14 protein-coding genes are annotated in these 14,098 nt (G+C 35.1%); 5 read left to right on the top strand and 9 right to left on the bottom strand.

The annotated features are described in order from the left end of the window. Positions 1-6: 6 nt before the first annotated feature. Together NBRC110019_RS07720 and NBRC110019_RS07715 are read left to right on the top strand one after the other, a co-directional pair. Positions 7-441 carry a cold-shock protein gene (locus tag NBRC110019_RS07720; protein WP_281753776.1) on the top strand — a complete coding sequence of 145 codons (435 nt, stop codon included), beginning with the start codon at positions 7-9 and terminating at the stop codon, positions 439-441. A gap of 22 nt (positions 442-463) precedes the next feature. Then, entirely contained in the window at positions 464-655 is a 192-nt protein-coding gene (locus tag NBRC110019_RS07715; protein WP_281753774.1) for a cold-shock protein, read from the top strand. A gap of 407 nt (positions 656-1,062) precedes the next feature. Here NBRC110019_RS07715 and NBRC110019_RS07710 read toward each other — a convergent pair whose 3' ends face one another. After that, entirely contained in the window at positions 1,063-2,619 is a 1,557-nt protein-coding gene (locus NBRC110019_RS07710) for a M1 family metallopeptidase (protein WP_281753772.1), read from the bottom strand. Between the two features lie 393 nt (positions 2,620-3,012). On the opposite strand from NBRC110019_RS07710, the gene NBRC110019_RS07705 reads away from it, so the two are divergent. Together NBRC110019_RS07705 and NBRC110019_RS07700 are read left to right on the top strand one after the other, a co-directional pair. After that, complete coding sequence (locus NBRC110019_RS07705) at positions 3,013-3,762, top strand: helix-turn-helix domain-containing protein (RefSeq protein WP_281753770.1); 750 nt, start codon at positions 3,013-3,015, stop codon at positions 3,760-3,762. 35 nt (positions 3,763-3,797) lie between these two features. After that, positions 3,798-4,199, top strand: coding sequence for a VOC family protein (locus NBRC110019_RS07700; RefSeq protein WP_281753768.1), 402 nt, complete (start codon positions 3,798-3,800; stop codon positions 4,197-4,199). 272 nt (positions 4,200-4,471) lie between these two features. Here the strand turns inward: NBRC110019_RS07700 and NBRC110019_RS07695 are convergent, their stop codons facing one another. The 6 genes from NBRC110019_RS07695 to NBRC110019_RS07670 all read right to left on the bottom strand — a co-directional run bounded on the left by NBRC110019_RS07695 (position 4,472) and on the right by NBRC110019_RS07670 (position 10,590). After that, positions 4,472-5,500, bottom strand: a complete 1,029-nt coding sequence (locus NBRC110019_RS07695) for a cytochrome-c peroxidase (RefSeq protein ID WP_281753766.1) — start codon at positions 5,498-5,500, stop codon at positions 4,472-4,474. 58 nt (positions 5,501-5,558) lie between these two features. Next, positions 5,559-6,419 (bottom strand): MbnP family protein, encoded by an 861-nt coding sequence (locus NBRC110019_RS07690; RefSeq protein ID WP_281753764.1) that lies wholly within the window; start codon positions 6,417-6,419, stop codon positions 5,559-5,561. A gap of 31 nt (positions 6,420-6,450) precedes the next feature. Next, positions 6,451-8,439, bottom strand: a complete 1,989-nt coding sequence (locus tag NBRC110019_RS07685; protein ID WP_281753762.1) for a TonB-dependent receptor plug domain-containing protein — start codon at positions 8,437-8,439, stop codon at positions 6,451-6,453. Between the two features lies 1 nt (position 8,440). Continuing rightward, positions 8,441-9,364 carry a hypothetical protein gene (locus tag NBRC110019_RS07680; protein ID WP_281753760.1) on the bottom strand — a complete coding sequence of 308 codons (924 nt, stop codon included), beginning with the start codon at positions 9,362-9,364 and terminating at the stop codon, positions 8,441-8,443. A 221-nt stretch (positions 9,365-9,585) separates the two neighbouring features. Then, positions 9,586-9,954, bottom strand: a complete 369-nt coding sequence (locus NBRC110019_RS07675; RefSeq protein ID WP_281753758.1) for a hypothetical protein — start codon at positions 9,952-9,954, stop codon at positions 9,586-9,588. A gap of 252 nt (positions 9,955-10,206) precedes the next feature. Next, positions 10,207-10,590: a hypothetical protein gene (locus NBRC110019_RS07670; RefSeq protein ID WP_281753756.1), complete on the bottom strand. Its 384-nt coding sequence runs from the start codon at positions 10,588-10,590 to the stop codon at positions 10,207-10,209. Between the two features lie 336 nt (positions 10,591-10,926). Between NBRC110019_RS07670 and NBRC110019_RS07665 the strand changes: the two genes are divergently transcribed. Continuing rightward, the gene (locus NBRC110019_RS07665) at positions 10,927-11,535 is read left to right on the top strand and encodes a hypothetical protein (RefSeq protein ID WP_281753754.1); all 609 of its coding nucleotides are present in this window, start codon (positions 10,927-10,929) and stop codon (positions 11,533-11,535) included. Between the two features lie 566 nt (positions 11,536-12,101). Here NBRC110019_RS07665 and NBRC110019_RS07660 read toward each other — a convergent pair. Together NBRC110019_RS07660 and NBRC110019_RS07655 are read right to left on the bottom strand one after the other, a co-directional pair. Then, the gene (locus tag NBRC110019_RS07660) at positions 12,102-13,016 is read right to left on the bottom strand and encodes a helix-turn-helix domain-containing protein (RefSeq protein WP_281753752.1); all 915 of its coding nucleotides are present in this window, start codon (positions 13,014-13,016) and stop codon (positions 12,102-12,104) included. Positions 13,017-13,075: 59 nt separating this feature from the next. Next, the gene (locus NBRC110019_RS07655) at positions 13,076-13,900 is read right to left on the bottom strand and encodes an SDR family oxidoreductase (protein ID WP_281753750.1); all 825 of its coding nucleotides are present in this window, start codon (positions 13,898-13,900) and stop codon (positions 13,076-13,078) included. Between the last annotated feature and the right edge of the window lie 198 nt (positions 13,901-14,098).

The raw sequence follows: 14,098 nt of genomic DNA, 5'->3' as shown, positions 1-14,098 counted from the left end.
AAACATATGGCAGACTCTTTTTCTAAAAAAGAAAAGGCAAAAAAGAAAGCTCAAAAACTAAAAGAAAAATCTCAAAGAAGAGAGAATAGAAAGTCTAATAACAATAAAGGTAAAAGTATAGAAAGTATGTTTGCCTATGTAGATGAAAACGGGCACTTACACGACACTCCTCCAACAGAGGAAAGAAGTGAGATTAATCTAGAGGACATTCAGCTAGGAGCTGCTCCTATAATAGAAGAGTCTCCTATTAAGACCGGGACTGTAGAAAAATTCATTCTTGAAAAAGGATATGGATTTATAAGGGAAGATGGCGGAATGGGAGAAACTATATTTTTTCATACAAACGACTTACTTGATTTAGTAAAACAGCAGGATCGCGTTACATTTGAAAAAGAGAAATCACCAAAAGGCTATAAAGCCATAGAAATAAGAAAACAATAAAATTTATTTAATTATTATAGAAATGCAAAAAGGAACGGTAAAATTTTTCAACCAAAGTAAAGGATTTGGTTTTATTACAAACGAACAAGGAGAAGATATTTTTGTTCATATTTCAGGATTAACTGACGAAATCCAAGAACAAGATGAAGTAACTTTCGATGTTGAATCTGGTAAAAAAGGTTTAAACGCGGTAAATGTACAAGTTACTAAATAAGACCAAACGTTAAAAATGACGTACAGAAGAGCCCCTTTTAAGGGGCTTTTTTTATGTCTTAATATTTAAAAAATTACCCCCTAAGTTAAATACTATCTGTTAAGAATAGAAATACCTGTTACTCCTTGTAATGAATAGCTATATATCGCAACACATATACAAACAGAACCAATGACCTAATTTTTCAGATCTCTTCTTAAAAGACGAGCCGACCAAAAATATGTATGAGTACTGAAAATCCGTCTTCATTTGAAGCTATTAATTGTATCAAAAAAGTTACAGACAACCTGTATATGGCTTTAATCGTATTTACTACAAAATCAATGCTATATAGTAGAAATCATTAATAACTAACGCCTAAGTAAATCACTATGAATTACTTATATATTCACCAGTCAAATTCCTTCCTACCCCTTCTCAAACAATAAATTCGTATTAGGATCTAATACTATAGTTGTTGGGGTTTCGGGCACCTCTACTTCAAAAACCTGTTCTTTTTTGGTTACCTGAACCTCTATTACCTCAGCATCTTTATTTGCATAGGTAATGCGTAGTTGTAATGGAAACTCAAAATTACTTTGCTGTAACTGGTGTATCGTAATCGTGGCCTTCTTATTTTTATAGGTATAGTCCAGTTTCAACTTAGGTTCCCCATATTGTGTTAACCATTGCTTAAAAAACAATTCTAAGTCGGTACCGGAAACCTCTTCAAATACTGCTTGTAAATCATGCGAAGTAGCATTGCTATACGCATAGGTTTGGTAATACTTTTTAATGGCTTTCCAGAAAATGGCATCCCCTACTTTTCTACGTAGCATGTGCAACACCCAACCACCCTTTTGGTAAGAGTTCGGGTTTAATAACTCTATAAGCTCCGTTCTACTGCTATCTATAATAGGCGTTTTGGCATACTTGCTAAATGCAATTACCTCGGCACGCTCCTTTTGCAAACGTTCGTCTAACTTTTCCTTGCCGTAGGCATATTCTGCATACAAATTGGTAAAATAGGTAGCAAACCCCTCACTTAACCAAAGCTGTGGCCAATCGATCTCTGAAGCCGAATCTCCAAACCATTGGTGTGCTATTTCATGGGCAATGATAAACTCATACGAACGTTTTCCATCAACAGACTTTTCTGAATAGAATATATTCCCTGCATTCTCCATACCTCCATAACGTGTAGTTGATTGTACGTTTGCTAACTTCGTAAACGGGAATTCTGATATATGTTGGGTAAAAAAGTTTAGAATGGGTTCGGCTATGGCATAATCATAAAATCCGGCTTTTTCATTTTCAGGATACACCCAACTGGTTAAAGGTACGTTGGCTACGGTACCTAAATCTTCTACCGCAAATTGTGCCACTCCAATAACCATTACCTTAGTAGACAATTCTACCGGCGATTTATATAGGTACTTTTTGGTAGAACCACTCTCAAAGATCTCTTGTAATGTACCGGTAGCAATTACCTCGTATTTTTTAGGTACGGTAACATAAAAAGACACCTTAGCCTTATCTGTAGGATGATCTATAACAGGCAACCAATGGTGTGCCCGGTTGGGCCAGTTGTCTCCAAAAAAAGTACGATTTCCATAAATGTTTTTGCTAATAATCAATCCGTCTTTAGGAATACCGTGATAGTAAACAGCCACTTGAGCATCAGATGAAGTATATATACTTAACGTCTCCTTGTCTTGCGCAAACTTTAGCTTGTTATGCTCTTGTACCACACTGTCTACCTTCATCCCCTTACCTTTAGCATCAACAGCCACAAAATCCAGTTGCAATACATCGGTAGTATTCACAAAGTCAAAATCAATCACTGCCTTTCCTTTAATCTCATTATTGGTATCGGTTACTGAAAGGTGAAATTCATATTGTTGTATATCTACATCTGGGTTTTGCGCCAATAGTACCGTGGGCAAAGCACATAACAACCATAAGAAAGAAAAGTGAAGCTTCATTACATATATTTTAAACTACTAAAATAAGTTTTTTGCTTTAGGTATAGCACTAAAATAAAGTTAAAGGGTAAAATGAATTACAGAACATTATTACAACTCATAAAATAGACATAAACGGGTATAGTGATGCCATAGACAAAACCTTTTGGGCATGAAAATATAAGGTTCTGACAGTACGAATAAGTGCCCTAAACCAAGAACGCATTGGCACCCCAGTGCATGGTGTTAAAGAAGCTATTCCTATAACTAAAGGAAGTCTTCTCCAAAATACATTTGAAAGAGCATAAGAGTATATTATTTCAGAAATACCAAAAGTTAGTTCAGCAGGCTAAAGAGTATTTAAAAACATATGTAAAAACACCTTATCTTTGAAAAAACCATACAACACGATACATGGTATACAAAGAGTTTGAACCCACTGCATTACTAACCGACTTTGTAAAGAGTTATTGGTGGTTTGACAATACTACAAACAAACCTCTGGATTATACCATTTTACCCGATGGCTGTTTTGATCTTATCATTTCATTTACGAAACAGCAACAGCAAGAAATTTCGCTTACCGGACTTTGGACAAAACAGGTAGCGGTTTCCATACCACCGAATACACAACTCTTTGGGATACGGTTTAAATTATTAGCAGTAGACTATATGTTGCAACAAAAGATTGCTCTGCTTCTTAATAGTGAACAATCTAAAGAACCTAGCTTTTGGCAATTAAACGAGTACACTTTTACTCATTTGGAAAGTGTTACCGAAAAGCTGAATAATACAATGCTTTCTCTCGTAACAAGTCATGAAAGTATAGACCATAGAAAACGGCAACTTTTTAACCTTCTGTACCAAACCAACGGTGAGCAAACCGTTACGCAATATGCAGAACAAGTATGCTGGTCAAGTCGACAAATCAATAGGTATTTTTCAGATCGGTTCGGACTTCCGCTAAAATCCTATTGCACCATTTTAAAATGTCATGCCTCTTACAAGCACCTCAAAAAAGGACAGCTCTACCCTGAACAAGATTATTTTGATCAGTCACACTTCATTAAAGACCTAAAAAAACATACAGGCAGTAGCCCTACCCAGCTCTTCGAGAATAAAAACGACCGATTTTTACAATTGACTACAATGACAAAAAAGTAATTTTACTTTATTATGAATACATAAATAATAGTGAAATGAAATTCAATAATATCAGACTTTTAGTAAACAACTTTGATACCTGTTTTACTTTTTACAAAGACACACTTGGTTTGGAATGTACCTGGGGGAAACTTGGGGAAGCCTATGCTAGCTTTAACGTAGGAGTGCCCTCTGGTCTTTGCTTATTTAAAGCCGAATTTATGAACATGGCTATTGATAATACCGATACACATACCCATGAACATATACAAGACAAAGTGGCCCTAATACTAGAAGTTGACAATGTAAACGAAACTTATACATTCTTACAAGCTAAAGGAATTGCATTTCTTACCGAGCCTAAAGACATGACTGACTGGGGTATTAGAGTTACCCATTTTAGAGATCCCGAAAATAATTTAATCGAACTATTTTCTGAATTATCAAAAAAACAATAGTACTAAGACAAAATTGAAAACAACAAATAATCATGTAACGAAGGTTCTTAACGATTGATTGATGAATTTCTCATGAAAAGTATCTTACCAAAATATAGTATCTATTGTACTATATTTTGGTAAGATACGTCATCATCAAAGTAAACTACTTCCGGGCAAGCCCACGAAGCATTTAGTAAGCATTGCATTTCTATTTAGAGACAAGTCTCGAAGCATCTAATCTCAATTATTGAGTAACAGCTCTTTGAAATTTTAGTATTGTTAACTGATCTCTAATCATTCAATACCGAAACAAACTCCGCATCGCTCAGTGTTTTCATAAAAGCTATTAAATCTTCTTTTTCCAATTCGGATAACGGAATACGATTGCTGTTGTTTTTAAAAATAGGATCTAAATTATCGGCATCCAAAACACCATCATCAAAATAATCGAGTACTGCTCTTAACGTTTCAAACTGACCAAAACTACCATAGGGTGCAGTATACTCAACATTGCGTAAAGACGGAACTCTAAAACTCATATAATCATCCATATCTCCTGTAACTCTGGCTCTACCAGCCTCGTCAACACTTGTATTTACCGGAAAACCTATATTTCTAAAACTTTGATCGGTAAACAATTCGGTACTATGACAACTCACGCATTTTTGCTGAAAGGTTTCGTAGCCTCTTGCTTCACTTTCTGTAAACGCAACCCCTTCATTTCTTATCACCTTATCATAGGTACTATTAGCTGAGATTAATGTATACTCATACTGGGCAATACTAGTGTAAATTCTTTCGGGAGTTATTTCTGCATCTCCAAAAGCATTCCGGAACATTTCGGTATAAGTATCATCCCCTTCAAGTTTACTCATTACCTCCAGTATAGAAGAGTCCATTTCTTCATGCGTAATAATAGGCACCAAAGACTGATTCTCTAATTGCAACCTGCTACCATCCCAGTTATAAAAATTCATAAATGCTAAATTTTGAATAGCAGGCACATTTCTTAATCCTATCCTACCTTCTACACCAACACCTTGCACGTTATGATCGGCATAGGCATTACCGGGCATATGGCAACTAGCACAGGCTATTGTATTATCGGTACTTAAGCGTACATCAAAAAACAATTCTTCACCCAATGCTACCCCGTATTGGGTAGGCCTATTGGCATAAACAGCCGCATTAAACTCCGGAAAATTAAGAGGTATATCAACACCAATCTGCGGATTAGCTATCACTATCGGCTCCTCATCAGTTGTACTGCAAGACAAAAACAAGAAAACCACAGCCAGCATTGTTATTTCTTTTAACATACAACTACAGTTTTATAGAGCCGTCTGTATTACAACAGACGGCTTTGAAAGGTTATTTTTAGTTTTCTACATTCTCAACAGAAAACATTCCGTTTACATCGTTGGTACCATCGCCCCCTAAATTATCTACAAACAATTCCATATTAGCAGCCGTATGAACGCTAGGTGTTGCATTATTATCGCCTAATGTAATGGTATTGGTTTGTCCGCTTAATAATTTATCAAAATCAGCTTTAATTGTAATGGTTGGTGCACTGCTACCCACCACTGCATTGGTAGTTAAGTCTAAGGTAATTCCTCTATAGGCATCTACCCCTTGTGTATAAGTAGACTCGTCTCCTTGTGTTCCTTCAACAGTACTACCTGTATGCACAGAAAGTGTTAAGTCATCGGCACTATAAAATCCTTCGATTTTGGTAAAACGGTATCCTGTTCCCCATTCCCAATGCATTTCGGTATCGTTTGCACCCGCCAATGCATAAAACTCAGGAAAACTAACCTCGTCTAAGGTGTTTAAATCGCTTCTAACTCCTAACCCAAATTTAATTTGTGTATACTCACCAGAAGGAATAGTTGTTAATACATAATTCAACGTTGATGCATCGGCTACATTTACCACCGTTGCACCATTGTCTAAATCGTTAATATAGTATGGAAACTCTGTACCATCTGCTTGTACCAAAACAATGTTACTAATTACATATTTCACCTCAGAAAAATGATGTACTTGTCCGGCCTCTGAAGTATTTACTGTTGCAGTTTCAGAAGTAGCATCTCCTAACACAATGGTTTCGTCTCCAAAGGTATTATGAAACGCTAAGGTAATGTTATTTGCTGCCGGTATATCATCATCGTTACCACATGAGATGAAGACTATTGAAGTAAGTGCTAAAAAAAGTATCTGTTTAATATTTTTCATTTTTATAAAATTTAAATTGTATTGGTTCTTATTAGAATTTGATTTGTAAAGAGGTGAAAATATTTCTCCCCATTCTTGGTATATTTCCCCAATCAGCATAGGTGCTATAATATTGGTTCAATACGTTTTCTGCTCCTACCTGAAGCACTGTTTTAAAATCTTTTATACGAAAGCTATAATCGGCCGAGAAATTTAGAATGGAATAGGCAGGTGTTAAATCTTCCCCATATAACGGACTGTAATGTTGTTGTTCCAAATCACCACTAAAAGCGGTTTGAAAACCAAACGCCTTGTATTTATAATGCAATGAAGTTTGGTAACTTAACGGACGAATAAACGGCAGGTTGCCTCCGTCATTATCTAGCCCTCTGGCATATGCTAGAGTACCTTTCCAATGCAAATTCTCTGTAATGGCGTAACTTGCATTCATAGAGAAATTGAACAAGGTTGCATAGTCTAAAGAAGTATATCCCTTTACCCCAACCGATTGATAGTTCATGGGGCTTCCTAAACTTAAAATTCTTCCTATAATATAATTCTGTATATAGAAATAATTTACTTTGGCCTGCACGGTTAGCTTTTTACTACTAAAGCTTGCCGCTGCATTACCTTCATAAGAAATTTCATTTTTTAAGTTTGGGTTTCCAACATAATCGTACCTGTCAAAACTATTATAGATATAATAGCCATATCCTTCCGAAACGGAAGGCGCTCGGTGTCCGTAACCTGCTCCCACAGCAAAATTAAATTGCTTTACCGTTACATTGTAACCAGCATGTAAACTAGGCAATAACCTTGTTTTTTCCTGCGGTGCTCCCGGATTAAAAATCCAGTTAAAATCTATATACTTAGAACGATTGTAATTAATCCCTAACGAACCTCCAAAGGTAAGCTCACTATACTCAGCAATGTCTAATGAATTATTCATAGAGAGTCCGGCATAACGGGTAGTTACCCAAGGCCAACTATAAGCAAACATGGTTCGCTCGCTTCTATCCTGCGGATACATACGCATTTCTGCTATCGATAAATTGTTGTATGCATTCAACTGAATTTCTGAAGCAACGTTATTTTTGCGTATGTTAATTTTAGACAACAACCCATAGGTAGTACTCCAACCAGGCATATCCATATGTACTAAATTCTCTGGGCGGGTGGTATCGTCCATATAATGCTCTATGGTATTAAAATAGACTTTGGTATCCCAAACTTTCACCAATCCTTTTTCAAACAACTGCTTATATGTAGCCGAAGTAATAAGCGCTCTGGAAAGCCATAAATCCATTGGTAATGCGGGGTATCCCACATTTTTAGCCTCATCAAAAATAGCATCTACACGTACCGATGCTAACGGGCTTGTTTTATATGCAAACCCTAATGAGGAATTGATTTTGGTATACTGAGAATGCGCTACCTCAGTATTGTTTCCATCGCTATAATCATCGGCTTTACGGTACGATATACTTCCTTCTGCCACCCATTTACTATTGGCGTACGATACATTTCCTAAGTTAAACAACTGTTGGTTGTTAAACTCAAACCCTGTTTGGTAGGCGCCCTTCCATTGCTCTTGCATGCTAAAGGTACTCGCCTTTCGTTTAAGGTCTATACTACCCGCAACCGTAGCACCATTCAGTCCGCCCTCCTGACCCGATTTTACATCTACCGCTGCTAGGTTATTACTTTCTACATACGCCGTAATAGGATCCATCTTATCGGTACATGCGCCAAACACATGCATCCCATCAATGGTAATGGTAGCACGTTCGGCACCCATATTGTTAAGTAAAGGCTCCCACGCATACGCCCCCCGCTTAATAAAGCTAATAGCAGTAGACGATGCTAAAAATTCATCTACTGAAACTGCCATTTTCAGATCCGTTTCAATTTTCTTCTTAACATGCTTTGATATCTGTACTTCCTCTAAAATTTCTATACTATCCTTTTCTTTGGTTGTATCCTGTGCTATTACGGGTATTACACACAGTAAAAAGAGAATCGTTATTACTAATTTCTTCATCTTAAAACAGTATATCTATATGGAGTTCGCTTTTCTCACCCGTTATACCCGGAGTAAAATCGGTTGGTACCTCAGTTCCTTTAATAACCGCTCCCCCTTCATTCTGAAAAATAAAATTGAGCGTCCAATTACCGGTCATAGTATAGTTCACAACCCCATAATACAGTCCGTCACTACCCTGCGTTAAATCCTCATTATTAGGTGACGAATGGTTGCCCATAGAAGGTTCAGGCATTCTGGGATCTAACAACAAGGTTGCCCCTTGTACCTCACTAAAAGAAAACTGTGTAGGATCGGGAAAATTACCTATAGGAACCTGAGGTTCGTTATACTGGTATATCCCTGCAATCAACTCATTTTCTGACACACCCGGACTCACAGGGGCTATTAAAGCAATGTAATACTGCACGCCATTGTTACCTGTAAACGAGGTCATATTTAAGTTGAGATTAGGTTGTGAAGCTACCGTAACTCCGTGTTGTAGGGTAAACGTTTCATTAGCTATCGTAACGGTTAAATAAAATTCCCACGTAGCATTGGTATTACTTACCTCATCAAATACAGCATACCCTAAATAGTATTGGTTATCTGCTTGATACCCCACCTCATAAGCATGCGGACACGAATAGGCATCCTCATTAGCATCTAACCGAATGGGTAAAAAAGTAACTGTAGCATTTTGTACAGTCTCATTGTTTTCATCGGTTATAAATAAGTGTATTTCATTATACCCTTTATAAAAAGTACCGTTTAGTACTTCCACACTTATTTGATACCCGTTGCTAGTTAATAAAAACGCTTGTTCAAAAACGTATTCATCTGTAGCAACCTCACTTAACTCAGCTTCATAATCGGTTTTCTCTAATGTACACGAGGTAACCACTGTAGCCAAAACTACACCAAGTAAAAGATTAAAAATCTTCATGAATAATTAATTTAAAACGTATTAAAAATTACTGCTTTAACTACATACAGTAAACTACTTAAGGGCTAGCCCACAAAGCATTTATTGAGAATTACATTTGCATTTCGAAACAAGTCTCTAAACATCTAATTTCGATTAACTAATAAATGTATTCATGTATTGTTACAACAGTTTTATACCTGTGAATTGCAATAAAACTTAAACAATTCACGCATTTAAAATTAACTAATGGGAGGACGCAATAAGGTTGATATTCTTAAATGCGTATATAACGAGTTATAATACTTGATAATCGTATTTCCTAAATCTGTACAACATAAATCAAGACCTATACCAGCAGGCAACTCCTGACAAAAAACAATACTGGTTTCTAACGAAAACTGCTTTTTATCTTTGGTTTCCTTTTCGGCATCTGATGCCTTGGCCAATTGCTTTGCCAAATGACATTTACCATTACAATGCATAGCTGGTTTATCCTTGTTCTCGCAGAGTTCATTTTTAATGTAATCATAAAACACTATGTATTCCAACACCGGAATAATAGGTTTACAAAGCATAAATAATGCAACTATGATTACAATTTTCTTCATAAAAGTTATACTGGCAAAAACAGCAATTCATCACTACAAGGTATAGCATACTGCCTTAGCCTACTCTTTTTAGTACTATTAGGATAACATATTGTATGAGCATCTACCATAACAACACGAAGGCATTATTAGATGCATTAAACGGATGTTTTACATAGCAATTTGAAAATCAAACAGCACATAATAAACGCTACACTCTACGTACCAAAGTGAAACCACCATTATAAACTGTTAGAAAAATTCGAATATCACCTATGAAAAAAAACCTGAAATAGGAGGTTTAAAAAGAAGATTTACAAAAGAGAACGTATAGTTGCTTTCTTTAAAAGAAACTGTATCCTCTTTTATAACTTTAATGGTATGTACCAGTGGCACACGTGTTATTTCTTGTAAAAAAAGTGTCATAAAGAGCACATTTAACTTGGCTTCCGGAAGGTTTTTTTCCTGATTGTCATCAGTGTTTTTGGCTACCATTTTTGCCAAATGACACTTCCCGTTACATTGCATTTTAGGCTTGTCTTTATTCACACACAACACTGTAGAAATATAGTTGTAATTAAGCGCATATTCCACAAAAGGAATGATTGGTTTAACCGTGTGAACTAAAAATAATATAGCCAACAATGTATGCTTCAATGCTTTACTAAATTTTGGTAGGCAAAAATAATGAAAATTATGATTATTATCATAAAATTAACAGTAAACTACCTCGGGGAAAGGTCAGGAAGTATCTAATAGAGTAATACTATTTTAAAAATAAAGTTATTAATACATATTGAGTTCAGAAACCTCATAAATCACTATTAATTACACAGCTAAAGTAGTTCTTATAGAAACAAAAGAAATAGGTATTGAGGAAACCAAGTACGATTTTATCCCTTTTGAAGGTTGATAGAAGTAAGGAATATAAATTTAACTGTTCTATTAAATGCGGGATTACTATTTTTGCTATACACTAAAAACCATCGAAAAATGATTGAAAAATTCTTAAAGGCAAAACATTGGCAGTTATTCTTACTAACATTTGGCATACCTTTTATCCTTCAAATTACTACAATAGTATCCCTATTTAGAAATTTAGTATATGATAGCAATGATGATACCATATATGAGCTATTTTTTCCAATTTTCATGGTAATAACAGTAATGTATGCAGCATCATTATTTGGTTGGTATTATTCGGTGGCAGTTGGGTTACAAACAAAAGTACCAGCAGTTACAATGAAAATAAAAAAGTTTAAACTATTTTTCTTTACTCCTCTAGTCTATTTTTTAATCATTATCACCTATATTTCTCTTATATCAACAGCAGACGATGCAATGCATGCTGTATTTATACTCATTATATTTCCGCTACATTTTTTCTCCTTATTTTGTATGTTCTATACTATTTATTTTGTTGCCAAAACTATTAAAACTGTAGAGCTGCAAAGAGAAGTGCGCTTTTCTGATTTTGCAGGAGAATTTTTTATGGTTTGGTTTTTTCCAATAGGGGTATGGATTTTACAACCTAAAATCAATAAATCAATGGAAAGAAAAGAAGGGAAAGAAGAAAAAAAATCGTTTATACAAAGGTATTAGAGGCTTAAAATTAGGCTAACATCAACACTAGTACTTTCTTTATATAAACTACTTCGGGGCAAACCCATGAAGTAGTTTATAGGAACAAAACTTTTATTTCGAAACATGTCTCGGAGCATTTAACCTCAATGATTGAATAAATATTTATGACCAAAAAAATAATTTGTGGTTGGCTGTGAGTTTCCTCTTTTTAGATCTGCTTATTTGTACATTTAATTTGTTAGAATGGATTTGCTATATTAGACTGGACATAAAGATGAGAGAATATGTTAGCTAGTTATTATCTTAGAGATTATAGAAATTAAACCATAACAAAGCTCACATAAAAGTAGATCGGTTTGTATCACAGAACAATGTAGGTGGCCTGCCGTTGGCAGTGACCACATTGGTTAGCAAGTGATCAAACTTATTATGACTTATAATCATACAGATGCTGGTGAACACCTGAAAAAGGGCGTATCAAATATAGGATGCGGGGCAAGTTATATCAAAAGAAAATATTGTTTAACTTTAGGGAACTGGACTAAGGCTTTTCATAGAACACATTGTTAGGCGCTAGACTTTTTTTAATTCAGATTTTTCCTAAATTCATTTGGGCTCATTGTTGTTTTCTTCTTGAAGATTTTACTGAAATACTGGGGGTATTCAAATCCTAAAGCATAAGCGATTTGACTCGCGCTTTCATTGGAATTTAGTAGTCTGTTTTTTGCTTTTTCAATAATGTATTGATGAATATGGTCTTGTGTGCTTTTTCCAGTTTCTTTTCGCAGTAAATCACTTAAATATTTGGGTGACATATTCATTGATTCTCCACAGTATTGAACTGTAGGAATCCCTAATTCCAATTGTTTATCTTGGTTATAGTAATCTTTTAAAAATTGTTCGAACTGACTTGCAATATCTTGATTTAGATTTGTTCTTGTATAAAATTGTCGGTCATAAAAACGAACACAATAATTCAATAGCAATTCTACATTTGAAATAATCAACGTTTGACTATGTGTGTCCATATTATTGCTGATCTCTTTCTCTATTTTCTCAACGATATCTGTGACAGTTTTTCTTTCCTCTTCGGATAGGTGCAAGGCTTCATTCGAAGCATAGGAAAAGAATGAATAGTCTTCTATGTTTTGTCCCAATGGTGATTTCCGAATCAAATCCGGGTGAAATGCTAAAATCCAACCTTTGTCAGTTTTGGTTGTTTCAGCCTTTTTATATTCCATTACTTGGTTTGGTGCCGTAAAAATCATTGTACCCTCTTGAAAGTCATATGAATTTCTACCGTAATTGACAATACTATAAGGACAATTATCCTTTAAGCTGATTTTGTATAAGCTTGGTAAATATTTTAGATTCTCAACTTCTAAATTTTTTCGAGCATCACCTAATCGTAATACCGATATTAGTGGATGTTTTGGCTTTTCTAAACCTAAAACCTGATGAAATTCCGATATGGTTTCTATTTTTATAAAATCTTTCAATGTGTGTGTTTTTGTATAAAAAAGCACACTTTATGGGTGAAAGTGTGCTTTTCTATTTCTTATTTAATGTTTAGGTTCGTTTTCATCATAGTAATGAATTCAGCATCATTCATCGTTTTTCTAGCTGCTAACAAATGTTCAGCATCCGCACCCGCTGCATATCTAAGCGTGTTCGTTCCGTCAGTTGCGGCATTGTAAATTACATCTGCTACTAGTTCTGGACTATTCCTGTTTTCAGAACTCATTAATTTTTCAAAAGTATTCATAACCCCCGATGCAAATTCGTTATATTCTGTTAACTCATCATTGTGCTGAAAATCCATCGAGCGACCTGAAAAATCTGTTTTTATGCTACCTGGTTCTACTATTTTTACTTTTACTCCAATGGGCTCTAATTCGTATTGTAAAGATTCTGAAAAACCTTCAACAGCAAATTTTGTAGAATGGTAAAGTTGCATCATTGGAAAGGTTGTTTTACCTCCAACCGATGATATATTGATGAACATTCCGTCTTTATTTTTTCTAAAATGTGGCAATACAGCTCTTGTTACATCAAAGAGACCAAGGACATTTACATCAAACTGTCTCGAAATATTTTCTCTAGCTACAGATTCAAAAGTACCTAATATACCGTATCCAGCATTATTTAGGACAACATCGATTTTCCCAAACTTATCAATTCCTTCTTCAATTGCACTTGCAATACTTGTTAAATCTTGAACATCTAGTTTGGTTACTAAAACATTTTCTAGAGAGTTTAGCTCCTTTTCTTTTTCAGGACTACGCATTGTAGCAATTACATTCCAACCTTCTGCTTGAAACTTTTTGGCTGTAGCTTTCCCTATTCCTGATGATGTTCCTGTGATTAAAATTGTTTTGTTCATTTTTCTTTTTTTAAAGATTCACAATTAATTCTGAAACAAAATTAGAGCAACTATAAAGTATGGATGTATTCAAATTGCTGGTTTTTGTATGCTTTTTGCGTATTCGTTGTTTTGTATGAATTACAGTTGCTACTTAGTGAGTATGTATCTAAAACAATTTGCATTGTAGGTTGAAAACCGATACTTCAACTGGTGTAG

It is taken from the genome of Neptunitalea chrysea, from assembly GCF_027924145.1.
In the GTDB taxonomy this organism is placed as follows: Bacteria; Bacteroidota; Bacteroidia; order Flavobacteriales; family Flavobacteriaceae; genus Neptunitalea; species Neptunitalea chrysea.
This window is presented reverse-complemented; position numbering and strand designations above follow the sequence as displayed.

Bases quoted from the DNA above. Each gene is read 5' to 3' on its own strand.
- NBRC110019_RS07680 (WP_281753760.1), bottom strand. From the start codon at position 9,364: ATGAAGATTTTTAATCTTTTACTTGGTGTAGTTTTGGCTACAGTGGTT.
- NBRC110019_RS07700 (WP_281753768.1), top strand. From the start codon at position 3,798: ATGAAATTCAATAATATCAGACTTTTAGTAAACAACTTTGATACCTGT.
- NBRC110019_RS07690 (WP_281753764.1), bottom strand. From the start codon at position 6,419: ATGAAAAATATTAAACAGATACTTTTTTTAGCACTTACTTCAATAGTC.
- NBRC110019_RS07675 (WP_281753758.1), bottom strand. From the start codon at position 9,954: ATGAAGAAAATTGTAATCATAGTTGCATTATTTATGCTTTGTAAACCT.
- NBRC110019_RS07715 (WP_281753774.1), top strand. From the start codon at position 464: ATGCAAAAAGGAACGGTAAAATTTTTCAACCAAAGTAAAGGATTTGGT.
- NBRC110019_RS07705 (WP_281753770.1), top strand. From the start codon at position 3,013: ATGGTATACAAAGAGTTTGAACCCACTGCATTACTAACCGACTTTGTA.
- NBRC110019_RS07655 (WP_281753750.1), bottom strand. From the start codon at position 13,900: ATGAACAAAACAATTTTAATCACAGGAACATCATCAGGAATAGGGAAA.
- NBRC110019_RS07685 (WP_281753762.1), bottom strand. From the start codon at position 8,439: ATGAAGAAATTAGTAATAACGATTCTCTTTTTACTGTGTGTAATACCC.
- NBRC110019_RS07665 (WP_281753754.1), top strand. From the start codon at position 10,927: ATGATTGAAAAATTCTTAAAGGCAAAACATTGGCAGTTATTCTTACTA.
- NBRC110019_RS07720 (WP_281753776.1), top strand. From the start codon at position 7: ATGGCAGACTCTTTTTCTAAAAAAGAAAAGGCAAAAAAGAAAGCTCAA.
- NBRC110019_RS07710 (WP_281753772.1), bottom strand. From the start codon at position 2,619: ATGAAGCTTCACTTTTCTTTCTTATGGTTGTTATGTGCTTTGCCCACG.
- NBRC110019_RS07695 (WP_281753766.1), bottom strand. From the start codon at position 5,500: ATGTTAAAAGAAATAACAATGCTGGCTGTGGTTTTCTTGTTTTTGTCT.